Source organism: Azospirillum sp. RU38E (assembly GCF_900188385.1).
Taxonomy (GTDB): Bacteria; Pseudomonadota; Alphaproteobacteria; order Azospirillales; family Azospirillaceae; genus Niveispirillum.
On sequence record NZ_FZOI01000012.1, the window covers coordinates 99,904 to 124,008 of the forward strand.

Consider the following 24,105-nt stretch of genomic DNA (forward strand, 5'->3'; position numbering starts at 1 on the left):
ATGAATGATCGCGTCATCCTCAACCAGCCCCCTGCGCCAGCCGAGAACCCCTATTGGCTGAAATCCCAGGGGATTCAGGCGCTGGAAAAGCGCGTCGGCGCCGTCTGGAGCCTTTATAATGATGTCGATCCCGGCGTCACCCTGCTGGAACATCTCTGCTGGGCCCTGTCGGAAGTGGCCTATTGCGCCAGCTTCCCGCTGGAAGATCTGCTGGCCGGCACCGATGGCCGACTGGCCGTGCCGGACCAGTTCCCCGACCAGACGGCGATATTGTCCCATCAACCGGTGAATGCCGATGATTATGGCAAGGGACTGTTTGATCGGCTGAGCGGTCTGCGGGCCGTGCAGATCCTGCCTGAAACGGATGTCAACGGGCATCCGACGGGCCGGCAGATCTGTTACCTGGCCCCGCAGCCGCAACTGGATGATGCCGCGGTCCAGCAGCTGGCCCGCGCCGCCAGGGATTATCTGCGCGATTGGCGTTTGCCCGGCCATCGGGTTCTGCCGCCCCGCTGGCTGCACCAGCGCCCCTTGACGCTGTGTGCCACCATCATGCTGGCCAATGCCGGCATGGCCGCCGAAGTGGCGGATGCCTGTTCCCTGGCCCTGGACCGGATGAGCGCGCCGATCCCGCAACGGGGCGGCTATCACAGCTGGCGGGACCAGGGGCTGGAGGGGGACGACATCATCCATGGCCCGCGCCTGGAACGCGGCTGGATACCGGGGCCCCTGCCCGCCTTGCCAGAAGTGGTGCGGATCAGCGCGCTGGCCGGGTTGCTGGCCGATGTACCCGGCATCCAGGCCGTGCTGTCGCTGCGGCTGGAAGCGGATGGGGTGGAGGTCCGGCAGGTGGCGCTGGACGCGCATGATATTGTCGCCTGGACCCTGGATTTCACCTTCTGGGCCGATAATCACCCCTGTCTGCATTATCAGGGCCCTTCGCGTGCGGCCGGGATGCTGGCCATGCAGTCAGCCCATGCGGCGCGCGGCATCAGTGCCGGCATCGACCGCGCGGCCCCGCTGCCGCAGGGGCATTTCCGCAATCTGGCAGCCTATCACCCGGTGCAGATGACCCTGCCGCCAAACTGGGGCCTGACCGGTCGGGAGGTGGACCGCACCGCCCTGCAACAGGCCCAGGCGCGGCAGCTGCAGGGCTATCTGCTGCCGTTCGAGCAGCTCTTGACCAATCAGTTCGCCCAGCTGGCCAATTTGGGCGCCCTGTTTTCCCCCGCGCATCCGCCACCGCCCGACCGGGGCGACCGGCCGGAGGATGTGCCCTGGCAGCCGCTGGCCCGCAGCAGTTACAGCCAGCCGCTCTATCAGGTTCCCGATATCCAGGATCTGCTGGCCGGCCAGCATATGTTCGATGATTGGCTGGGGGAGCCCCGGCCGGAGGAAAGCTGGCAACAGGTGCAGCTTTTTTCCCACAATGCCTATCGCCATGCCCTGGCCACCCAGACGGAAAGCGAGCATGAGGCGGTGGTGAACCGGCTGGCCATGCTGCGCCATCTGCTGGCCCGCCATGGCGAGGATGCCGCCGATTATGAACCGATGATCCTGGCCTTCCAATGGTATGGCAGCCGGGAACGCACCTTGATGATCGTTCATGCAGCCTGGTTGCGCAATCTGGCCTTCCTTTCACACGCCCGTTTCTGCGCCGCCCGCTATCCGGCCCCGCCGCTGCTTCTGCCGGGCGATCCGGCCATGCCGGAGGATAACCCGCGCTTCCTTGCCCGGCTGGGTGCCAATAAACTTATCCCCTGGTGGCAGCGCCTGCTGGCCTGGCCGGATTTCAACGGCCGTCCCGATCTGCACCGGATCGAGGCACTGACGCGCTTTGAAGAGACATCGCTGGCCGGATACAGCAGTTTTGAGCTGAAACTGGACCTGCTGCTCGACCTGTCGACCTATCTGGGCAACCTTGCCGCCGCCCTTTCCCGGGCACTCTATGCCCCCGGCGTGCGCCAGTGGCTGGGCGCCTCCGCCCGGCCCGGCAGCCGTTTCGCGGTGCCGGACAGCGATCTGTTCCTGTTCGCCGTTCCCGCCGGGGTCTGGCTGTGCGAAGGCACAGGGCCGGAAGCGCCCGCCCCCGGCAGTGCCTTGCTGGAAATTGGCTGGGACAGGCCGAACGCCCATACGGGCTGGCCGGATTTCTGGCACATGGCGGGCAGCAATGGTGGCTTTGGCGCCCCGGTGGGAACGGCGGAAGATGAACGGTTCCTGACCTGCCATGCCCATGCACTGCAGCTGCTGTGGCTGGCCAGCCAGCGCCGGGGGCTGCTGCTGCTGGAACCTGTACTGCTGCCGCCGGAAGAGGAGATGCCGGAAACGGCGCTGCGCCTGAAAGCCTGTCTGTTCTGGCCCGACTGGGTGCCGCGGCTGGCCAGCCATCTGCCGGGCTTCATCGAAACCCTTCGACAGCGCCATTGGCCCGCGCCGGTGGAGCTGGCGGCACAAGGCCTGTCCTTTGCCCGCATGGCAAGCCTGATCCCGGCCTTTGTCGGCTGGTATAATCTCTATGGCCAGCCCGATCCCGATCCGGCGGCGCTGGCAGCCAAGGCACGGGCGCTGATGAGCTGGCTGGCCGGGGGGGCGACATGAAGATGAGCGCCCCCCCGCCACCCGCCCATCTTGTCGGGCGCCTGATCTGGGACAGCGGGTTCGATGATCCGTCGGAGGTGCGGGCCCAGCAGGATTGGCTGTCGGATTTCTCCCGGCACAGCCTGCCCGATCTGCTGGCCGACATTTTTGATCGCTGCTGCCCGCCCGGCCACACCTGGCGCTGTGATCGGCTGGAACTGGATCTGGGCACCATCCCGCTGTCGCGGGCGTCCGACGATTTACCGCAGCGGCTGGCCACCGCCTTGACAAGTGCGCTGTTGCGCCATTTCGGCGCTTTTTCCGCTCCCCCAACGGTGCAGTCCGCTTCCATGGGGGGCACCGCCGACGCGGTTGGGGACAAGCCCGGCTTCACCGATGAAGAGGCGGGGGAGCAGACAGAAACAAAGTTGGCCCTGCTGGACCATCTGCTGCGGCATGGCACCCTGCCCTGGTGGCAGCAGCAGCCCGCCGGCTTTCTGTCGCTCTGGGAGGGCCTGCTGACGGGGGAGGCCGGCCTGCTGCTGGACCTGCTGCGCCGCATCGGCCGGCAGGAGACCGTGCGAAAGCGGCTGGTCTGGCAGCTGGGGCGGCCCCGGTTACCGGCGCTGATCCGGCTGGCGGAACCCGCCCATGCCGCAGCCCTGGTGGAATGGGTGGGCGATCTGGTGGCCCGCCATGCCGATGAAAGGCTGGTGCAGGATGATGCCAGCGGCTTTGAACAGGCGGTCTGGCTGGCCTTGCTGACCTGTCTGTTCAGCGATCGCGGCAGCCTGTTCAACCTGACAGACTTTACCAGCGCCCATCTGCGCCAGCTTGCCAACAGCTATGGCATCCCCTATGCGGCCTTGCGAGACCGGCTGGAGCAGATCAGCCATCAGGCTGCCCCGCATCTGCCGCCACGTTTCCAGGCGCTGATCCGCGCCATCCTGGCCCGCGACATTCCCCCTAGCCCCGTCCGGCTGGCTGCCGCCGTGCCGGATGCGCGGGAGGAACGCGAATGGCGCCTATGGTCGCGGATGTTGAGCCGTGGCCTGGGGGAATGGACGCCCCCGGCGGAGGACCAGCATGAACAGGCACAGGGACGCCCGATCCGGCTGCAGAGCCTGTTCACCCGGCTGGCAGCGCGGGACGGGCGGCGGCTGGCGCGCACCATGGTGGCGGCCGGCGCATCCGCCGGCCCGGTGCTGGCCCGCCATCTGGATGACCGCGCCCTGCGCCGCACGATCATCTTGCTGCAGCCCGCCGAAGCGGAATTCATTCTGGCCCATATATCATACAGCCAGCATCTGGCGCAGCGCCGCCACTGGCCACGCCGCGCCATCTGGGATGTGGTGCTGAGCTTCCTGCTCTCCGACCAGGCATCACGCTTTGAACGCCGGCAGCTGGTGGCCACAACGCTGCGGGAGAGCTGTCGGCGCCACAGCACTGACCTGGCCGCCTCACTGGCATTGCTGATCGCCTATGCCCAGGTGGCCGGACCCGATCCACGCCATTACATCCTGCTGCAAATCCTGCTGGACCTGCAGGCGGAATGGGCGGCGGACATGCCCATGGCAGCAGACCCGCACAGCGCCGCCGGCCGCGCCGTCGCGGCGGACCCCTGGAAGGTGCCGGCCCCAGCGGCCCCCGTGGCGTCAGCGGTGCCAACGATGGGGGAAATCCCGCCGCCATCCCTGATCTGGAAGGCGCTGCGCTGGCATCTGCGCATGGGCCGTGCCGCCCCTGATCTGCCACCGCCGCTGAAACAGATGCCGCTGGCCACATTGTGGGAACATCTGCCGGCGGTGGCGCTGCGGCGCTGGTTGCTGGCGCAACCTGACCGCGCCCACCTGTTGCCGCAACTGGCTGTCGTGCCGGCGGCCCGGCGCTGGCTGTCGCGGCTGGTGCCTTATGCCCTGCGGCCGGTGGAGGCGTTGCTGGATCAGGCGGTGCGCTGGTTCGGCGGGCCGGGACAACCCATCGCACCGCGCGCCCTGCTGGAACCGGTGGTCTGGCATCTGGCGCTGGATCCCCGGGCGGCTTCCCTGGCCCCGGCGCTCTTCCTGGCGCAATGTCTGCTGCTCTGGTGTCAACGTCTGGGGCTGGGCGTGGCTGCCTGCGCCGCCCGCGGGCTGGCCGCCCCACCCAGCCCCCTTTGGCGGGAAGCGTTCGCCCAATTGCTGGCCTGGGCGGAGGGGCGCGGTATTGATCCGCTGCCTCTGGCCGGTCCGGACCGGCGGCGGGCGGCACGGCCGGATGCCTGGGGCCAATGGCTGGAAACCAGCCAGGGACAGGCGCAGATGCTGCGCCTGCTCTGCCGGCATTCACCGCCCGCCCTGCATCGCCGCCACGGGGTGGGGATGCTGCCGGCCCTGGGCACACCCGATCAACGGCTGGCCACCGCCGTCTATCAATGGGCCTGGACCCGCCCGGACAGTTTCCGCCGTCTGCTGGCCAAGCCATGGCGGCGCGCGTCGGTCCGCCCGGCGCTGGAGGCGCGGCTGCAGGCGGCCCTGGCCCTGCCGCATCTGCTGGATTTGGTCGGCCGCGACAAGGGCACTTCGGCAACAGGGCGACAGGCCATTCGCCTGATCGGCGAATGGCAGGCCTGGCAGCGGCGGCTGAACCTTCCCCATGCCGGACGGCGCGAGGCCTGGCTGTGGCGCATGGTCTGGGAGGCCTGGCTGCACCAGGATTGGCGCGCGCTGGAACCCGCCCGCCTGCTGGCGGCCTTCCGTCAGTTCGTGCTGCCGCTGGCGGGGCTGAAGGCGAACCGGCTGGACGAACGGATGCAGGCAGCGCGGCCCCCGGCCGCCATTGCCGCCGCCCTGGCGCCGCCACCGCCGGAACGACCGGCCAGACCCGCCACCTTCCCGCCGGCCGACCGACCGATGGAGGCGCAGCGTCTGCCCCTGTCCAATGCCGGTTTGGTGCTGCTGCACGCCTATCTGCCGCCGCTGTTCGAACGGCTGAGCCTGATGCGGGAACGCAAATTCGTCTCCCCTGCCGCCGCCCATCGTGCCCTGCTGGCGCTGCAATTCCTGGCCTGCGGGCGGATACGGGCCGAAGAGCCGCAACTGGTGCTGAACAAGCTGCTCTGCGGGCTGATGCCATCCGATCCGGTCCCCGTTGAGGCCGATTTCGCCCCCGGGGAAATCGGCCTGATGGAGGGCCTGTTGCGCGCCGTCATCGGCCATTGGCCGCAATCGGGCGCCAGCAGCCTGGACGGGTTTCGCGGCAGCTGGCTGCTGCGTGACGGCATCCTGGCCGACAATGCCGACCATTGGGGGCTGACCGTGGTGCGACGCCCCTGGGACATTCTGCTCAGCAAAAGTCCGTTTTCCTACGCCGTGATCAAGCTGCCGTGGATGGGCAAGCCCGTCTACGTCACCTGGCCATCCTGACCGCCCCCTGCCCTGAGGAAGAGCATCATGAACAGCTATGACGATAATTTGCGTGAGAGCCTGAGCCAAAGCCTGGCCGCCCTGGCTGACCAGCAGGCCGCATTGCTGCATGGCCAATCCCTGGCCGAAACCGATCTGTACCATGCCAAGGGTGCGGTACTGGCAACCCGTGACCGGCTGGAGGCTGACCAGCGCCACCGCGATGAGCGCCGGTCGGTGCATCAGGCCGCGCAGCGGGCCTATGACCAGTCCACGGCCCTGCGCGGTACCTTGGCGCTGGCCAAGGATGGCAGCGACGGGGCCATCACCAATACCGCCACCACCGCCAAGAACCTGCAGGCCAGCGCCGATGCGGTGATGCAGCTGGCCGCCACCATCGGGGCCGCCATGAATGTGGCCAGTGCGGCGCTGTATGATACGGAGCTGTATCACCAGATCGCCCGCGTCAACGCCAACCTCAACCGCGTGGCCAACCAAGCCCGGTTCCTGGCACTGAAGGGGACCGAGGTGTCCAGCAAATGCGCGGAAAGCATTGTCGGCGCGCTGGCCGACCAGGGTGCAGGGGTGCAGGCCCGCCTGGGCGACCTGCTGGCCCAGACCCAGGCCGACCTGGATGGCAAGGTGGCCGCGGTCAATAATGACGAAACCGCCCTGCGCGCCAGTCTGGCTGAAGAGTTCACCGCCCATAATCTGCTGCGTGAAGCCCAGGCGCGCCAGGAAACCATGTCAGCCATGCTGATCGGGGCCCGCCGCACCGCCAACCTGGACCTGCAGGTGGAGGTTGCCTCCGCCAAGCAGATCAAGCTGCGCTTCAGCCCCTTCCAGGCGCCTGTCGCGGCCGGCGATCACGCGGCAGCCCCGGCGCCCCATCCCCGGAATTTCCTGGCCATTGTGCCGCAGAATCTGGCCGTGCAGTTCAGCACCGACCGGGCAGCCCAGCTGTTCAGCAAATGGGATGGGCACAGCGGCAGCTTCACCGGGGTGCAGCCGGGCGAGAGCAGCGTGACCCTGGCACTGGATGTTTATGGCAATCCGGTCAGCAGCGACAGCGCCTATGTCGCCTTCCTCTATATTGAACCCAGCATCGACTATAAGCGCTATCTGGGGAACTTCGCGGATTATCTCTCCATCGCCAGCGCGCCCTTCACCCCGCTGACGGCGCTGCCAGCGCCGCACTATGCCGGCCAGGGGGCGACGGCGGACCAGCTGCTGCTGGCCGTGGCCGACGAAGGGCAGATCGGCAGTGCCCCAAGCACCGTTCTGCCGGCGCTGGAGGCCGGGGCCGGCAAGCTGGACCCGCTGGCCAGCTGGCTGCAAGCCAATGGCGCCAGCCTGGACCCGGAACTGGCCCTGGGGCTGGATGCCGTGGTTCCGCCCTTTGTGCAGCTGGTCAAGGCAGACCTGGCCGCCGTGAAGGAGGGCCGGCCGGGAACCGGTGTGGCCGCCGGTCGCGACCTGCTGAAACGGCTGGCGAGCTGGCCAGAGCCGGAAGTACCGCTGACGGAGCTGACGGCCCTGCGCCAGCTTCTGCCGGAACTGCTGACCCTGCTGGAACAGGCCGCCGCCCCGGTCCGCCGCCCGGCGGGCGCGGTGCAGCGGCTGGAACTGCGCTGCATCCTGCTGGACCATGCCATCGATGCCAGCCTGTCCGATCCGGAACACAAGGGCAAGCTGCCCGCCTATTTCACGCTGGAAACCGCCCAGCGGGTGGCGCCCGCCAACTATAGCTTGGCCAAGCCGCTGGAGAAGGCGCCCGACGGGGTGAAGGTTCCGGCCGGCCTGGGGCAGAAACCCGTGCTCTGGTACGCGGTCGATCTCAGCCCGGAGGATAAGGATTGCTTCGGCAACCCGCTGCTGCCCGGCCATCGCTATGCCCCGCTGATCCTGGCCACCCTGCGCAGCACTGAACCCAGCGGCTGGCAGGATAGGCTGACCATTCTTGACCATGTCTGGCACCGCGCCTGAACCCCTTTGCTTCGGAGATTGTCATGACCGCCTTTCTGATCCCCGACATTGCCCAGTTGAAACTGGCCGAGATCAATGCCCTGACCGATGCCGTGGCCCGGCTGCAGCGGGAGGTGGAATCCCGCCAGACCATCATTGACAGCCTGTCGGCCCGCGCCCAGCATTTCCAGGAACGGCTGGCCCAGGCCGATGCCGCCCGCGCCACGGCGCTGGCCAACCTGAACCAGGCGCAATCGGCCCAATCCGCCGCCAATGGTCTGGCCGCCGCCTGTGCGGAATCCCACCGGCAGGTGACGGCGGTGGATGAGGCGCTGACCCGGGTGACCGACGCAGAGGTGGAACTGCTGCGCCAACTGACCTTCACCATCAACCTGCTGGAAAAAGCCGGCCATCTGGCCAACAAGCAGAAGGCCAGCAACCCGCTGATCCCCGATGCGCTGATCGAACAGCTGGGCAAGGCCACCGGCGATTGCGCCAATGTCGTGGCCCTGGCCCTGGTGGCCCAAGATAGTTGCCTGACCGCCAGTGCTGGCCTGTCCACCACCCGTGGCTGCCTGGATCTGGCCCAGTCACAGGCGGACACGCTGCGTCATGAATTGCAGCCCGGCAAGCAGCATGAAGCCGGCGTTCTGGGCCATCTGGAACGGCTCTACCAGAAGAGTGCGGAGCATTATAACGCCGAACTGGCCAGCAGCACCAACGCCACCGCCCAGCTTGATCATGCCAACGCGGCCCTTGCCACCGCCAAGGCGCGGCTGGCCTCCCTGCAGGCGGGGCTGGCGGCAGCCACGGCGGTGGATGCCAAGGCGGCTTGAGGTTGCGTTCTCCCTGGGCATTTCATTTCAAGAGTGGCTTGGCGCCAAGCGATGAGATGCTCAGGGACTTCATGTTGCAATGGGGCGTTGTCACGCCCGAAATGCACGGCCGTCAATCACAGCAACTGTATGCTGTTGACAGCCCGACAGGCAGAGCCAGTGGCGTGACAGAAACAGGAGAACGAACCATGCATGAACAAAGAGACAGTTGCTCAGGCGCCGGGCGGGCGCATCCGCGCCCTTGGCTTACGCGGCAGGTGGCGCGGGCCGGCAGTCGCCAGCCTCCAATCCGCCAAGGGTCAAACCCTCGGCGGATTGGTATAAGAAATTCAAGAAATATTATTTTCCCATCTCTTTCAACTTCTCTGTCCGTGCCGTCGTCGTCTCCGCCAGACAGGAATTCAGCACCGTTCCATACATGCTCCCCCCCAACATTTGCGAGGATTCCGCCTTGCAGTGGCTATCGCGGTACTTGATCCAGTCGCGCTGCGACTGCTTCAGGGCCTTTTGGCGAGCAGGTTCCAGCTTGGCCATTACATCCTTATAGGTCTGATTCAGCAGCTTGTCCGCTTCGCTATACATATCCGCCGCACATTGCGTCATCTGGGCCTGGGTTGTGGCATTGTCGCAGTCAACGGCATGGGCCGGTGCGGCCAACAGCAGGGAAGCCAGCAGTGCCACAGACAGGATGCGCATCATGATATCCCTTCAGAAGATCGGCTGACTACAGCCTAACCGGTAAAGGGCAGCGGGACAAATGGCAAATTTGTCACGTACCTGCATTGTATGACCACCTATTGTGGTCTTTTTTATAGAAATTGCACTTACCATTGGTTTAATATACCATGAAATCTTATCGTTTTGCCGTGATGGAGCCCCACTTTGAGCCCCTATGCCACCGGCACGCCGTTTCAATTGATCTGGAATGACGGCCACACAGACATGCTGCTGGAAGTACCGGTGGCGGGTGCCAATGTGCTGGTAACCAAGCATCCGCTGCACCCCAATTCCGGCACCAATGGCTGGATACAGAAACGGGACAATGGCCGGATATATCTGCTGGATGCTGCCGGAAAGCCGACCAGCTTCTGCCTGGATGCTAACCTGCCGGACCAGCATGAGGTGAATGGCGTCTTCCCCGATGGCAGCGGTTGTCTGGTCTATCTCAATTCCGATATACCGCAACGCCAGACCCAGCTATGGCAGATCACACCGCGCGGCGATGGCAGCTTCTTCGTACAGAATATCGGCCTGTCGCTATCCATCCAATATGGTCCGGCAGCCGGCCCCTATGTGCTGGATTCCGGTGGCAACAACCTGCAGGGCGGGGCCGCCAAGCTGTGGCGGAAGGATGCCGGCAACCGCAACCAATATTGGCAATTGCGGGCCTGTGCCTTATGACGGGGCTGGACGCCAATCTGGCGGCCCTGGAGCAGGAGTTGAACTGGTTCGGCGCCTTGTTGCAGGCGCAGGTGGAAAATTATCTTTCGGCCGAACCTGATCCCGATCTGCTGTCGAACTTTCCACCGCCGGACCTGACGGAGCCGCCCTCTGCCCTGGGGCGGCTGGTGCAGGATTGGGACCTGGGCCGGGCCGAGCGGATTGCCCTGGCCCTGACCCTGGCCCCCCATCTGCGGCCGGAACTGCTGGATCTGCTGTTGCTGACCAGCAGCCAGACCGGCCGTGTCTTGACCGAATTCGGCGGCGTGGCGGAAAATAACCATCGCGGCTTCCTGCCCAGCGGCCAGACCCTGGCCTTTCTGCTCTCGGCCGGTAACCGGTCCGGCTGGGCAGATTATCACCGGCTGACCACCCCTTCCCACCGGCTGATGCGCGAACAGGTGCTACGGCTGGAGAGCGAGGGCGACCGGTTGCCGCGCATTGCCAGCCCGCTGCGCCTGTCGGAAGCCTGGCTGCATTATCTGCTGACCGGGGAGCCGGCGCGGCCGGAAAGTGAATATGATTTCCCGGCCCGCCCCATTTCCTGCGCGCAAGGCTGGCAGGAATTGGTGCTGGATCCCCAGACCATGGGGCAGTTGAATGAAATCCGTCTCTGGCTGGCCCATGGCCAGCGGGTCATGGGCGAATATGGACTGGCCGGCAAGATCAAGCCGGGCTATCGCGCCCTGTTCTTCGGCCAGCCGGGCACCGGTAAAACCCTGTCGGCCTGCCTGCTGGGCAAGGTCACCGGGCGGGAGGTTTACCGGGTCGATGCCTCCATGGTGGTGTCAAAATATATTGGCGAGACGGAGAAGAATCTGGGCCGCGTCTTCGATGTGGCACAATACCGCGATTGGGTCCTGTTCTTCGACGAAGCAGACGCCCTGTTCGGCAAACGCACGGCCGCCAGCAGTTCCAATGACCGCCATGCCAATCAGCAGACGGCCTATCTGCTGCAACGGATTGAGGATTTCCCCGGCGTCGTGATCCTCTCCACCAATCTGCGCGCCAATATGGATGAAGCCTTCACCCGACGCTTCCAGGCCATGGTGCAATTCCCCATGCCGGGGCCATCAGAACGGCTGCGCCTGTGGCAGTCGGCCTTCGCCGGCAGCGTGGAACTGGCCGCCGATATCGATCTGCATGAACTGGCAGAACGGGCAGAGGTTGCCGGTGGCGCCATCATCAATGTGCTGCGGACCGTCACCCTGGCAGCCGCCGCCAGCGACAGCCGTATTGTCACCCGGAGCGTCCTGGTGGAGGCGCTGCGGCGCGAACTGGCCAAGGACAGCAAGAGCCTGCAATGGAGATAAGCTCATGAGCGACTACGCATCCCTGGGCAGAAAGCATAAACCGTCGGCACAGCGGCGGGCGGCAACGGGGCTTGAGCTGAACGACCTGCGGCCCGGCGTGCAGCCCCGGCAGTTGAAGGATGAGCGCACAACCGGCGGGATGCCAATGAACCTGGCGCAGGGCATCGAGAAATTGTCGGGCGTTGGCATGGGCAATGTACGGGTCCATTATAATTCAGCCAAACCGCAAGCCATGCAGGCCCATGCCTACGCCCAGGGCAGCGATATCCATCTGGCCAGCGGGCAGGAAAAACATCTGCCGCATGAGGCCTGGCATGTGGTGCAACAGGCCCAGGGCCGGGTCAAACCCACGGCGACGGTCAATGGCACCGCCATCAATGACAGCCCCGGCCTGGAGCGGGAGGCTGACCTTATGGGCCAACGCGCCTTGAAGGGCGGCTGACCGTCGCCGCCATCGCCAAAGCCTTCTATATTGCTACGACGCCTCTGACTGGCTGCGGCTCAGACGCTCCAGATCGGCCTTCATCCCCTGCATCAGCCGGGTCAGGCTGTCGATGGTACGGCGGCTTTCCTCCGCGGCGCGCTGCGATTCCGTCATGACCTGATTCATGGCCTGGGCCTGCTGTTCCAGCTTGTCTTGCAGGGAAACGACGCTGGATTGCAGTTGCGCGGCCGTATCCTGCTGTTTGTTCAGCGCGCTATTCATGCCAGCGACCTGTTCCTGCAACGCGGCGGCCACATGATCATCCGGTGGCGGAGGCGCAACCGGAACCGGTTCCGGGGCTGGCGCAGCGGGAGGCGGCGCCACCGATGCCGGGACCGGCACTTCAGGCGCTGGTGGCGTGGCTGAGGCTGACGGCGCTGCCGCGACAGCCGCAACCGTGTTCGCCAGCAAAGGCGCCAGCGCCGCCGGTGACGCGGATGCCGGGCGGCTGACGATCTTTCCCACCATATCCGTCAGCAGATCGCCATTGGGCGCGGTGCCGGCACTGCCGCGCAGTAATGCCGCAGCCTGCGAGAGCGCCTGCGTTCGCACCATCGCCATCAACCGCCCCGCCATGTCCGCTCCCTGCGCCGTGGCACCGGCGGGCAACGCGCTATCTGCGTCCGCGTCGTCTGTGGCTGGATGGGCCGTTGCCGCCCGCGCAGCGATGAACCGGGTCACCCCCAGCACCGCACCGGCCAGGAGCAGCCATATCATGCCCCAGGACGACGCATGCCGATCAATGGGGCGCTTGCTGGCGTCACCCGGTGCCACCACCTGAAGGGGGGCTGGCTGCTGGACAGGGGGACATTGATTGTCCGCCGCCTCCTCCTCATTGTCTGATTTGATGATCTTCGTGCGATCGCAGACAAAGCCCGGTGTGGCAGCGGTGGTGGAAGCCGTGGAAGCGGGCCCCCCACCCTCATTCCCCATCGCCGAATCCTGCTGCACTGCCGTGTGGATGGCGAGAAACAGGGCGGCCGCCGCGGCCATCGTTGCAAGGGCATAATGCGCATCCAGCAGCTTCTGCCAGGTGCGGCGCTGTTCCGGCCAGGGGGCTATCCGCCCCAAGAGCAGGGGCGGCACCGTGGCGGCCAGCAGCATCAACGGCATGGCCACCCCATTGGCCATGTGTTGCCGGGCCTGCATGCTTGCCAGACCCAAGCCGAAACAGGACCAAAGCGAAAGGCCCAGCGGCCAGATCAGCAGCAATGGCAGCCAATCGACACTGAACCGGTGATGGGGCGTGCTGAAAAAACCGGTCGCGCGCCCGGTCAGCATCACCCCGAAGGCCAGAAACAACATCGCAAAGCCGATGGCGCCGATGATCCAGCTTTCCACAAGTGGCACATCGCGCAACCAATGGATTACGGTGAAAATACCGGCATAGAGGGCCATCACATGGACTGCCGCCAAGCGGATCAGCAGCACGATCAGGACATTGCGTGTCACGGGTGCGGCGGCACCGGCGGAAAGGGAGTCGCTCATCGCTCCTCCCCACCCATCTGTTTTACGATCGTATCATTGATCCGGGCGATCCCGTGGGCCGCAGAGGTGCCACGAAACTGGATTTCGATCTCGGCAATGGCATGGCCGCCCCCCTCCCCGGCTTCCAGTTCCAACATCAATTGAGAGGCGCCATTGGCCCCCGTCTTTTCCAGCAGGCCGGTTTTCAGTCTGATGACAAAGTTGTCGATGGCGACATCATGGTGATTGGTCAGCAAAAACAGGGGAACATCCCGGAGAACCGGTGTTCCATTGGGGCCCGGCAGCGGCATTTGCACCGTTTTCGGCATCATGCGGCCGGTTTGTGGATCCAGCGGAAAATAACGGGCCAGCAGATGTTCCAGTGCCCGGTCGCTATGCTCCCGCACCTGACCAACCACGCTGGCATGAACCGTTTCCAGCAGCCCGGTCAAGGAAATACGCGAAGGCGGCCGGGGGCCGTCTGCCCCCTTCGCGGCACCGGCATCAGGGCTGCTGCCGGCCTTTTCCTCATGATCATGATCCGGATCGGACACGGGTCAGCACTCCTGTTCAGTTTCTACCCGTCGATGCGGCCGTGTTGGCCGCTACAGCGCGGCCGGGAACGGCAACATCAGGGAAAGAATTGACCCGGGCGACCCAACCTTTCAGAAAGATGCGTAACATCGGATGTGTCTGCGCCAGCTCACGATAATAGCTGATTCGTCCATCTTTATATTCCATATATATTTCTGTTGAATCATGGTTATTCAGTGAACTCATTACTGTGCGCGTTAGTTTTCCGGAAGGATGGTGATTACTTCCAAGTGTATTGAGAATTTTTATAAAAAGCTCAATTGCGTGATACCCGGCATTAACATGGAAGTCGCAAAATATGTTGGCGAGATTCTGATATTGTATTTCGTCACCAAATATCGGATCCCAATATTCAATTTTATAGATTTTCCCGGCCTGCTCATCGGTCAATTTTTTCAAATTGTCCAGTGTTGGCGCCACGTTCAATAAATGCGCATAGGTTTTGAAGGTCTGGAACGTGACCCCTTTGTTGGTCGCACCACCTGGATCGGCGGGATTATCGACCCAACCGCCTTCATTGCGCAAAATGATGGGCAGAAATTGTGAAAAATCAGCCATATCTGTTCCCTCTTCCGGGCAGCCGGGCGATGCGGGGCACGCCGGGTCAGACCGTCATCCCAAACTCGCAACCGATGGCGCTGATCGATATTTGACGCGCCACATCAGAAAAGCTGCATTCCAGTGTCAGCCCAAGGCTGCGCGACATAAGACAGGGCGGGTCCAGGGCGATGCGCACATCGTCCCAATCCACATGCTGCAACGCCAGATTTTCGCGGTGTGTCAGGGTGCGTTCGCAATCATGCAGCGTCATGGCGCTGATCAAGGCCCCCTGTTCAGCCTTAAACCGTATCCAGATCGCCGTGACGCGCTGACCGGACCCTGTATCCAGGGCGAGCGAAGGCACCGCAAAGTGTAACGGGACGCGCGACCAGGACCGGCCATGCACGACACGGGCATTGTCTTCCACCCTGTCACGCTCCAACCCCTGGGCATCGACGACAGTGGCACTGTTGCCGTGCACCCAACTGATCGGCTGGCGCGCCATGGTGGCGCGCGCCGGCGCCGCCTTCATCCCGAAGCCGGCGCCCAGGCCAACCGCCGCCCCGAAAAAGGCACGCCGGCTGCGTGTGAACATCTGTGACCATTGCCGTGCGTCAACCATCTTCCCTAAGCCCTATCCGATCCTGCGGCCCCGAAACTGTCAGCACGATGGGCACGCAGCAGACATCACACTGCTGCGCCATATTACTCGTTGCATTATTCATAAGATTATTATTAAAACACTCTATCAAAAGATGCAACTGATCAATTCTTAACCTCTCCAGGTTTTTGTCGCTATGCCGATCACTCGCTATCGTCACCCGCGAATCTCGCCCGCTGGATGAAGATCAGCCGCCTGAAATACCGCGGAATCGCGTTGGAGCGTGAATCCGCTCGCTGAACAAGGACTTATACCAATCTCCCTTGATCGTGACCGATCCAGGGAGATTTTGCGTTCCCTCATGCGCCAGGCGCTGCTTCCGGCAGCTTGGCTTACGCCGCTACCAAGCGGCGGGTTGGTATTAGAGCCGGCCAGATGCTCAAGCCGATAGCGGTATCGAAACCCTTATCCAGTTTGAAAACCACAGCTCGCGCTGGCCGGCCAGAAGGCTTTTCCTGAACCGCAGAATTGCCCCCTGTCGGGTCCGGTGGGCAGCTGATACCAATCGCCCGGCCCTGTTGGATGAAATCGCCGCTACCCATCCGGGCATTAATGGCATGGCCCTGGACATCACCAATGCCGCCGATATCGAGAAGGTGGCGGCCCGGCTGGTCCACGACTATCCGAGCCTGATTGTGCTGATCAACAATGCCGGCATCATGCCGTTTGACGATCCGGCCGGCCGGATCGATGATGCGGTGTCCCGCAGCATCCTGGATACCAACCTGCTGGGCCCCATCCGTCTGACAGCCGCCCCATCCGTGACAATCCCGGCAGCGGGGAGCATCAGCTGGTGCATGATTTCAATGCCAGCCTCATTCCGGTCTGATACATCGGTCAAGATTTCATGCCGCTGCTATGATATCGCCGGCAGCGGGGCATCGCTGAATAGCCCCACCGCCGGCCGTGCACGGCAAGCGATGCAGCAGCAGCCTATTCCTCCGCCCCCACCAGCCGCAGCTGCGGGCCGGCAGAGGGATCAATGAATTCCTTTTCAAAGCGGACCGCCGGAATGGGGCGGGAGATCAGATAGCCCTGGGCCTGATCACAGCCTTCCTGACGCAGCCAGTCATATTGTTCCTGGGTTTCCACCCCTTCGGCCACCGTGGTCAGCCCCAGCTTCTTGCCAAGTGCAATGACGGTGGCGGCTATGGCAGCATCACCCGGCACATCATTGACGAAGCTACGGTCGATTTTCAGCATCGTGACGGGCAATTGCCGCAGATAGGAGAGGGAGGAATAGCCCGTGCCGAAATCATCCACGGCGATGCGGAAACCGGCCAGCCGCAGGGCGTTCAGCACCACCATCTGGTTGGCCACATCGCGCATCACCACCGATTCCGTCACTTCCAGCGTGAACATGGAGGGCGACAGCCCGGCCCGCCGCACGATGGCAATGGCGCGGTCGGCGAAGTCCCGCTCTGCCAGCTGGCGGGCGGAAACATTGACGGCGATGCTCAGCCCCGGCAGTCGCCGGTGCCAGGAGGCGGTATCCCGGCAGACCTGCGTCAGTACCCAGTAACCCAGATCGATGATCAGGCCGGTTTCCTCCGCAATGGGGATGAACTCCGCCGGGGAGATCATGCGGCCGGCATGGTTCCAGCGCACCAGCGCCTCTGCCCCGGCGACTGCCCCGGTCTCCAGATCAATCTTGGGCTGATAATGGATATGCAGCGCATCGTCAGCCAGGGCGTCGCGCAGGCTGGCCTCGGTGCGCAGGATGATCATCGCCCGTTCGGTCATCGCCCGGTCGAAGAATTTGAAGGTGCCGCCGCCCAGCGCCTTGGCGGCATACATGGCCACATCGGCATGTCGCATCAGGGAAACGCTGTCTTCCCCATCACCGGGATACATGGCGATACCGGCGCTGGCGCCGACATGCAAAATCTGCTCGTCAATGGTGTAGGCCCGGATTAAGGCGTTCAACAGGCGGCGGGCGAGGGTGGTCACCTCGTCCGCACTGTCCATATTCTCCAGCACGATCAGGAATTCGTCGCCACCCAGCCGGCCGGCCAGATGGCCGGCGGGCAGATTTTCCTGCAACCGCTCGGCCACCTGCCGCAGCAGCGCATCGCCAATGGCATGGCCCAGGCTGTCATTGACATGCTTGAACCGGTCGAGATCCAGGAACAGCACCGCCAGCGCCCGGCCACTCTGTCCCGCCCGTTCCACGGCACCATTCAGGGACTCGGTCATCAAGACCCGGTTGGGCATGTTGGTCAGCGGGTCGCGCGTGGCCAGCCGCCGCAATTCCGACTGTGACCGGTGCAGCTGGGCCAGCAATTCATTGATGCGGGAGGCCACATAGCCCAGCTCGTCATTTTCATGGAACCGCGGCACCCGAATAGGGTTGGCCAGCGGGCTGTCCGGCCGCACGCGGATCAGGTCACGGCCCAGCTTGATCAGCGGCCGGGTCAGGAACAGGTGGAAAATCACCGACAGCAGCAGGGCCAGCAGCAGATTACGCGTCAACCCCAGCAGGACCGATCCCAGGATGGTAGCCCGCGCATCCTGTATAAAACTGTCCGGCTTCAGATAAAGCACCAGACGGCCGATCACCTCCGTTCCGCCGGGACGGGTCAGGGTCCGTTCGGCGGTCATATAGGGGGCGATCATCCGGCGACGGAAATCGCTGACCATGGCCGGCTTTTCGCCGGTGGCGGCGAACATGGTGCCGGAAACATCGTGGATTTCCACCCGCCCCACCGGTTCCAGGGCAGTGGCGGCACCAAAGATGCTGTCGGCCAGGGTCTGGTCCAGGTTCCACAAGGCGTTGCGGCTGGGGCCTTCCAGCAGGTTCATGATCTGAACCAGCTGACTCTGTGCCGCTGTCTGCTTGCGGTGAACGGTAAAGGCGGCCTCTGTCGCGGTCAGCACCACACCGATGCAGACCGCGCTCAACAAGATCAGCAGCGCCTGACGCATCGTCAGGCTTTTGAGCGTTCCAGAGGCCACAGTCGCCCGATCATTCTGCCATTCCCAGTCTGCCTACCTTATGTTGCAGGGGACGGGAATTCACCGGGGCGACAATATCCTTAAGGTGAGGTCGGATGTGTTAAATCTTCGCGTCACCAGGCAGGGACCAGAGCACCCTTGAAGGTGTCGACCACGAATTGCTTCACTGCCGCGCTCTGATAGGCTGCAATCAGGGATTTCACCCAGGGCTTGTCTTTGTCCGCCGCCTTCACGGCGATAACATTGGCGTAGGGGCCATCGGCGGCCTCCCGCGCCAGCGCATCCTTGGTCGGGTCCAGCCCGGCTTCCAGCGCGTAATTGCCGTTGATGGCGGCAATATCCACGTCATTCAGGCTGCGCGGCAGCTGGGCGGCGTCCAGCTCCACAATGCGCAGATTCTTCGGATTGTCGGTGATATCCAGCGGTGTGGCGGCCAGCCCGGCCCCGTCGCGCAGCTTGATCAAGCCCCGGTGCGCCAGCAGGATCAGGGCGCGGCCACCATTGGTGGGATCGTTGGGGATGGCGACCTTGGCCTTGGCCGGCAGCGCCTCCAGGCTTTTCAGCTTGGCGGAGAACAGGCCCAGCGGGAAGGTTACGGTCTTGGCCACGGAGACCAGCTTATAGCCCCGGTCGGCAATCTGGTTATCCAGATAGGGCTGGTGCTGGAAGCTGTTGGCATCCAGATCCCCGCTGGCCAGTGCCTCATTCGGCACCACATAGTCGCTGAATTCCAGGATCTCGATCTCCAGCCCCGTCGCCTTGGCTTGATCGCGCACCTTTTCCATGATCTGGGCGTGCGGGCCGGGGGTGACGCCGACGCGGATTTTCTCCGCCTGGGCGGGCAGGGCAAAGGCGGCGGCAAGCGCCAGCAGGGCCAGGATGCGCATGGATATCAGCCTTTCAGATGGCGTTTATCAAGTTTGCGGGCCAGCGCCTCGCCGCCCGATTGCAGAATTTGCACCAGCACGATCAGGATCAGCACAACCGCCAGCATCATTTCCGGCATGAAGCGCTGATAGCCATAGCGTATGCCCAGATCGCCCAGCCCGCCGCCGCCCACAGCACCCACCATGGCGGAATAGCCCACCAGATTGACGGCGGCCAGGGTCAACCCGCGCAGGATGCCGGCGCGGGCTTCGGGCAGCAGCACAAGGCGGATGATCTGGCCGGGCCGCGCCCCCATGGCGCGGGCGGCATCCAGCAGCCCATGGTCCACCTCCCGCACGGCGGCTTCCACCACCCGCGCAATGAAGGGAATGGCGGCCAGTGTCAGGGGTACCGTGGCCGCCGCCGTACCGATGGAGGTGCCGGTCAGTGCGCGCGTCAGCGGCACAATGGCCACCACCAGAATGATAAAGGGGGTGGAGCGGGTGGCATTGACCACCAGACCCAGCAGGCGCTGCAGGGCCGGGCGCGGCAACAGGTCGCCCGGCCCGCACAGCGCCAGGAACAGGCCCAGCGGAATGCCCCCCAAGCAGGCCAGCGCACCGGCCACCAGCACCATGGACAGGGTTTGCAGGGTGGCGTCAGTTAAAAGCGACAGCATCTGCGGCGACATGGCCCAGCTCCTCAATATCCGCCCCCTGGGCGCGCAGATGGTTGATTTCCGCCGCAATAGCCGTCGCATCGCCCTTCAGGGCCAGCACCAGGGCGGCAAAGGGAATCTCCTTCAGCGCCTGTACCCGCCCGGCCACCAGGCTGGCGGCGACCCCGGCCAGGGCAAAGCCGGCCAGCACCGGCCCCGCCGCCACCGGTCCCAGCGCGTGCAGCCGCACCAGTGCCACATCGCCGGGCCGGGCGGTGGGGGACAGGCGGGCGGCCAATGCCGCCGGCAGCCTCGTCCCCGTCTCCCCGGCCAGGAAGTCGCGGGTGGTGGGGTGCTGGGGATGGGTGAAGATGCGCGTCACATCACCCTGTTCGATGATGCGCCCAGCCTCCAGCACCACCACATGGTCGGCCACTTCCCGCACCACCGACATTTCATGGGTGATCAACAGCACGGTCAGGCCCAGCTGGCGGTTGATCCGGCGCAGCAGGTCCAGGATTTGCCGGGTGGTTTCCGGGTCCAGCGCGCTGGTCGCCTCGTCACACAGCAGCAATTGCGGGTTGGGGGCCAGCGCGCGGGCAATGCCCACCCGCTGCTTTTGCCCGCCGGACAGGGCGGCCGGATATTGCCCCGCTTTGTCGGTCAGCCCCACCAGATCCAGCAGCTCCGCCACACGCGGGGCGATGCGGTCACGCGGCCAGCCGGCCAGTTCCAACGCCAGGGCCACATTGCCCGCCACGGTGCGGTTGGCCAGCAGGTTGAAATGCTGGAAGATCATGCCAATGGATTGCCGGGCCCGGCGCAGGTCGGCTTCCGACAGGCCCGTCAAATCCTGCCCGCCAACAACCACGCTGCCGCTGTCCGGCCGTTCCAGCAGGTTGACGGCGCGCAGCAGGCTGCTTTTGCCAGCCCCGCTGGGGCCGATGATGGCGGTGATGCTGCCGGTGGGGGCGATCAGGTCCACCCCATCCAGGGCGGTGACGGCCGGCTTGCCCTTGCCGCCAAAAACCTTGCGCAGGCCGGTCAGCCGAACCATGGCCGGAATTGCGGGATCGGTAAATTCTGTATCGGGGGGGACTGCCCCTGTGCTTGCCATCAACGCCGTCTTCACACCAACTTACGGGGCCATGGCGGCGGGCAGTTCCCGCTATGGCGCTTTAAGCCTTTGGTGACGCGGTGCCAAGCTGCCCTCAACTTGCCGCGGCGCCGGATGAACGGCGCAGAAGCCAATAAGATGGCGCAGAAGCCGAAGCGTGGCCAGCATTCAATTCACACAGCAGATATGTGCTGGAAGACAATTTACAGCAAACTAGACGGTAAACTGGTTACAGCATGGCCGGGAAAGGCGGTGCCGGCGGGAACCGGCACCGCAGCACCGTCAACCCTTGGTCAGTTTTTCCCACCATTTGGCTTGTGACTGGCAGGCATAGCTGTCACCCCAATTGGCATCCACCGGCTCCAGCGGGGTCGGCGGCATGTCGTCCATGGCCTTCAGATATTCAATGATGGCCCGGCGTTCCTCGGGCGACAGGGCGCGGCCGATGACGCCGGGGCCGGTTTTGTCGCTGAACAGATGGCCGCTATTGGCATTGCCGGTCTTGCCCGTCTCCAGCTCAAACCCGCCCTTGATCTTGGTGGTGACATAGCCCAGCGTCGCCGGGTCATATTCATAATTGCCCAGCCAGAAGCTTTTGGAGCGTTCAGCCAGCGGGCTCAGCAGTTCATAGACATTAGGCACGGCCCCGTTATGCAGATAGGGCGGTGTCGCCCAGACACCATCCAGCGGCCGGGCCTTGTAGGCGCAGGGGGCGCGGACAAGGTTTTCCCGGCCGAACCCGTCATAGTCCTGACGCTGCTGTTCATTCAGACCCAGCAGATCATAGGCGCGATCCTTGACCCCGGTGGTCACCACATAAAGCCCCGTTGCCGGATCAATATCACCGGGTTTGCCGGTCAGTTTCGTGGGATCGACCACCGTGTCGGCGAAGTTGCCGGCGGCCGTCGGGTCTGTGCCGATCCGTTCCAGCGGCACCATGGTGACTGCCCATTTCGCCTTCTCGTTCTGGCCTTCCTTGATCGGGCGCGGGGCATGGCAGTGGGAACAATTTTCTTCAAACAGGGCGCGGCCCTGTTCAGCCTTGGCCTGATCATAGGCGCCGAAGATCGCCGCCGGCCATTTCGGCGCGGTCAGATGCCACAGCCGTTCCTCAATATCCTTCAAATTCGTCACCGGGATGGAGGTATCCCAGTTGTCCGGCTGGGGAATCGGATCCCCGTTGACGGTGACGAAATTGGTGCGCGCCCGCACGCCCAAGGCCTCCCCGACATTGCGGGCCATGGGCTGATGCACGGAGCCATTATACTGCACCCAGTCGAACTTCCAGATATCCCAGAGATAGGGGAAGTTCACCGGCGCATCGGCGGTGCGGTAATTTTCCGGCTGATGCAGATCATCACCAAACACCGTATTGCCGATGCGGCCCAACGCATCCAGCCGGGTGAAACCTTCCTTGGTGGGGTAGATATCCTTGGTGAAACTATACCAGACCGTGGCGATGGCCTTATGCGCGGCGGCCTTGAAGGCCGCCTTCAGCACGGTATAGGCCCCCTCATCCTCATACCGGTCGCCCAGCACTGATTTGGCAAAGCGCCGCCATTTGAAGGGGTTGTAATAGGTTTCGATCAACGTCAGGCCAAAGGCGCTGGAAAAGCCGGTAACATCGGCCCCCGCCTGCCCGCCACTGACCCGGAAGGCCGTGCCCTTGTAGCTGAGCTGCCCCGTATGGCAGGCGGCACAGGTGAAGCCGACCACCGGCCCCATCCCCTTATCCTTGGGCGGCCCCTGGTCATTATTGACGGCAAAGCCCACCGGGAGGCCCAGCGGGTTGCGTTGGGTCACCGCCTGCGGCAGGAAACCCAGCTGGTACAGGAAGCCGCTGTCCGACAATTTGTCGGTGCTGAAGGGACGTTCCAGGGCCATGAACCAGGATACCGGCGCGATCACCGTGCCCTGGGCAGTGTAATCATAGAAGTCGCGGTCCTCCGCGCTCCATCCCTGTTCTGCCCAGACCACCTTTTCCACCGGGCGATCCGGCAATTCACCCCCGCAACCGGCCAGGACTGATAAGGCAGCCCCGGCCAGCAACATCTTCCCCCATGCCCGCATCTTTTCCCCCTCGCGGCGATTTTCTATCCGAACAACCTATGCCATAGGTTGTTTTGTAACGGAATTGAAATCGCTAAGCGGGAGTGAGGGATAGGCGGTCAGGCGGCCACCGCAACCGGGCCGATATAGCGGGATTGCGGGCGCATCAGGCGGCCCGTTGCCTCCTGCTCCATCACATGGGCCGCCCAGCCGGCCACCCTGCCCATGGCGAACACGGGGGTGAACAGGTCACGCGGCAAGCCCACCGCATCCAGCAGCAGGGCGGTATAGAATTCGACATTGGTTTCCAGCGGCCGGTCGGGCCGATGTTGACGCAGGGCGGCGATGGCCGCCGCCTCCACCTGTTCGGCCAGTTGGATACGCGGGCTGGACAGCTGGCGGACGGCCGCCTTCAGCACCTCCGCCCTGGGGTCACGCACCCGGTAGATGCGGTGGCCAAAGCCCATCAACCGGCGGCCCGCCGCCAGCTCCCCCGCCACCCAGGGGCCGGCATGGGCAGCATCGCCCACCGCATCCAGCATATCCAGCACCGGCCCCGGTGCGCCGCCATGCAGGGGGCCCTTCAGGGCGCAAAGCCCCGCCACAATGCTGGACACCATGCCGGCGCGGGTGGAGGCCACGATACGCGCGGCGAAGGTAGACGCGTTCAAGCCATGGTCGCTGACCGTGACCAGATAGGTATCCAGGGCGCGGGCCAGCGCCGCGTCGACCGGTTCCCCCGTCACCATGCGCAGGAAATCCGCCGCATGGCCCCGGCTGGCATCCGGCGCCACTGGGGCCAGACCCTGCGACTGGCGGTGCTGGGCAGCGATGAAGACGGGCACCGCCGCCGTCACCAGGATGGCGGCATCCTCTTCCATCGCGTCGGGCAGGCCGGACAGCATCAGCCGCAGCCCCTCCACCGGGGTCAGCCCCTGGGTGCCGGGCAGCAGCCGGGGCACCAGCGCCCAGGCCGCCAGCCGCGCCCGGCCCAGATGCTGGCGGATGCTGGCCTCCCCCTGATCGGCCAGCGGGTGGAAACCGTGCCAGAGCAGCGCCGTCACCCCTTCGAAATCCAGGCTGGCCGCTGCGCGCTCCACCGGCAGGCCGCGCAGCACCAGCACCCCGGCGGCGCCATCGACATGGCTCAACACCGTTTCCGCCGCCACCACGCCATCCAGACCGATATTCATGAC

19 protein-coding genes are annotated in these 24,105 nt (G+C 64.4%); 8 read left to right on the plus strand and 11 right to left on the minus strand.

Going from position 1 to position 24,105, the window contains the following annotated elements; translation table 11 throughout:
• The 4 genes from CHB97_RS18085 to CHB97_RS18100 are packed head-to-tail and all read left to right on the plus strand — an operon-like array spanning position 1 to position 8,764.
• The gene (locus CHB97_RS18085; protein ID WP_089289399.1) at positions 1–2,601 is read left to right on the plus strand and encodes a hypothetical protein; all 2,601 of its coding nucleotides are present in this window, start codon (positions 1–3) and stop codon (positions 2,599–2,601) included.
• A complete protein-coding gene (locus CHB97_RS18090; protein ID WP_143270998.1) occupies positions 2,598–5,984 on the plus strand; it encodes a contractile injection system tape measure protein in 3,387 nt (1,128 codons plus the stop codon). Before CHB97_RS18085 ends, CHB97_RS18090 begins: the two co-directional genes overlap by 4 nt.
• 27 nt (positions 5,985–6,011) lie before the next feature.
• On the plus strand, positions 6,012–7,949 hold the full coding sequence (locus tag CHB97_RS18095; RefSeq protein ID WP_089289401.1) for a hypothetical protein: 1,938 nt from the start codon (positions 6,012–6,014) through the stop codon (positions 7,947–7,949).
• A gap of 23 nt (positions 7,950–7,972) precedes the next feature.
• On the plus strand, positions 7,973–8,764 hold the full coding sequence (locus CHB97_RS18100; RefSeq protein WP_089289402.1) for a hypothetical protein: 792 nt from the start codon (positions 7,973–7,975) through the stop codon (positions 8,762–8,764).
• Positions 8,765–9,103: 339 nt separating this feature from the next.
• On the opposite strand, the gene CHB97_RS18105 is transcribed toward CHB97_RS18100, so the two are convergent.
• Entirely contained in the window at positions 9,104–9,463 is a 360-nt protein-coding gene (locus CHB97_RS18105) for a lysozyme inhibitor LprI family protein (protein ID WP_089289403.1), read from the minus strand.
• Positions 9,464–9,646: 183 nt separating this feature from the next.
• Here CHB97_RS18105 and CHB97_RS18110 point away from each other — a divergent pair, with 183 nt between their 5' ends.
• From CHB97_RS18110 to CHB97_RS18120, 3 genes are read left to right on the plus strand one after another with little or no spacing between them, the layout of a single operon-like run.
• A complete protein-coding gene (locus CHB97_RS18110) occupies positions 9,647–10,165 on the plus strand; it encodes an RICIN domain-containing protein (protein WP_089289404.1) in 519 nt (172 codons plus the stop codon).
• A complete protein-coding gene (locus CHB97_RS18115; protein WP_089289405.1) occupies positions 10,162–11,517 on the plus strand; it encodes an ATP-binding protein in 1,356 nt (451 codons plus the stop codon). The genes CHB97_RS18110 and CHB97_RS18115 overlap by 4 nt, the downstream gene beginning before the upstream one ends.
• Positions 11,518–11,521: 4 nt before the next feature.
• Positions 11,522–11,959 carry a DUF4157 domain-containing protein gene (locus CHB97_RS18120; protein ID WP_089289406.1) on the plus strand — a complete coding sequence of 146 codons (438 nt, stop codon included), beginning with the start codon at positions 11,522–11,524 and terminating at the stop codon, positions 11,957–11,959.
• A gap of 33 nt (positions 11,960–11,992) precedes the next feature.
• Here the strand turns inward: CHB97_RS18120 and CHB97_RS18125 are convergent, their stop codons facing one another.
• Genes CHB97_RS18125 through CHB97_RS18140 form a run of 4 tightly spaced genes read right to left on the minus strand, consistent with a single transcriptional unit; the run spans position 11,993 to position 15,197 of the window.
• The gene (locus tag CHB97_RS18125) at positions 11,993–13,489 is read right to left on the minus strand and encodes a hypothetical protein (RefSeq protein WP_089289407.1); all 1,497 of its coding nucleotides are present in this window, start codon (positions 13,487–13,489) and stop codon (positions 11,993–11,995) included.
• Positions 13,486–14,022, minus strand: coding sequence for a hypothetical protein (locus tag CHB97_RS18130; RefSeq protein ID WP_089289408.1), 537 nt, complete (start codon positions 14,020–14,022; stop codon positions 13,486–13,488). Before CHB97_RS18130 ends, CHB97_RS18125 begins: the two co-directional genes overlap by 4 nt.
• A gap of 16 nt (positions 14,023–14,038) precedes the next feature.
• Positions 14,039–14,620: a glycoside hydrolase family 108 protein gene (locus tag CHB97_RS18135; RefSeq protein ID WP_089289409.1), complete on the minus strand. Its 582-nt coding sequence runs from the start codon at positions 14,618–14,620 to the stop codon at positions 14,039–14,041.
• Positions 14,621–14,666: 46 nt separating this feature from the next.
• A complete protein-coding gene (locus CHB97_RS18140) occupies positions 14,667–15,197 on the minus strand; it encodes a hypothetical protein (protein WP_089289410.1) in 531 nt (176 codons plus the stop codon).
• Between the two features lie 584 nt (positions 15,198–15,781).
• On the opposite strand from CHB97_RS18140, the gene CHB97_RS26625 reads away from it, so the two are divergent.
• Positions 15,782–16,249 carry an SDR family NAD(P)-dependent oxidoreductase gene (locus CHB97_RS26625; RefSeq protein WP_256387131.1) on the plus strand — a complete coding sequence of 156 codons (468 nt, stop codon included), beginning with the start codon at positions 15,782–15,784 and terminating at the stop codon, positions 16,247–16,249.
• Here CHB97_RS26625 and CHB97_RS18150 read toward each other — a convergent pair.
• The 6 genes from CHB97_RS18150 to CHB97_RS18175 all read right to left on the minus strand — a co-directional run bounded on the left by CHB97_RS18150 (position 16,197) and on the right by CHB97_RS18175 (position 24,102).
• Positions 16,197–18,188 carry a bifunctional diguanylate cyclase/phosphodiesterase gene (locus CHB97_RS18150; RefSeq protein WP_089289411.1) on the minus strand — a complete coding sequence of 664 codons (1,992 nt, stop codon included), beginning with the start codon at positions 18,186–18,188 and terminating at the stop codon, positions 16,197–16,199. The two genes, CHB97_RS26625 and CHB97_RS18150, sit on opposite strands and share 53 nt — an antisense overlap.
• A 143-nt stretch (positions 18,189–18,331) precedes the next feature.
• Entirely contained in the window at positions 18,332–19,105 is a 774-nt protein-coding gene (locus CHB97_RS18155; RefSeq protein WP_089289412.1) for a MetQ/NlpA family ABC transporter substrate-binding protein, read from the minus strand.
• A 5-nt stretch (positions 19,106–19,110) separates the two neighbouring features.
• Positions 19,111–19,776, minus strand: a complete 666-nt coding sequence (locus CHB97_RS18160; RefSeq protein WP_089289413.1) for a methionine ABC transporter permease — start codon at positions 19,774–19,776, stop codon at positions 19,111–19,113.
• The gene (locus CHB97_RS18165) at positions 19,745–20,800 is read right to left on the minus strand and encodes a methionine ABC transporter ATP-binding protein (protein WP_143271000.1); all 1,056 of its coding nucleotides are present in this window, start codon (positions 20,798–20,800) and stop codon (positions 19,745–19,747) included. The genes CHB97_RS18160 and CHB97_RS18165 overlap by 32 nt, the downstream gene beginning before the upstream one ends.
• Before the next feature lie 342 nt (positions 20,801–21,142).
• Positions 21,143–22,930 carry a di-heme-cytochrome C peroxidase gene (locus CHB97_RS18170; RefSeq protein ID WP_143271003.1) on the minus strand — a complete coding sequence of 596 codons (1,788 nt, stop codon included), beginning with the start codon at positions 22,928–22,930 and terminating at the stop codon, positions 21,143–21,145.
• 98 nt (positions 22,931–23,028) lie between these two features.
• Positions 23,029–24,102, minus strand: a complete 1,074-nt coding sequence (locus tag CHB97_RS18175; RefSeq protein WP_089289463.1) for a citrate synthase/methylcitrate synthase — start codon at positions 24,100–24,102, stop codon at positions 23,029–23,031.
• Positions 24,103–24,105 lie beyond the last annotated feature (3 nt).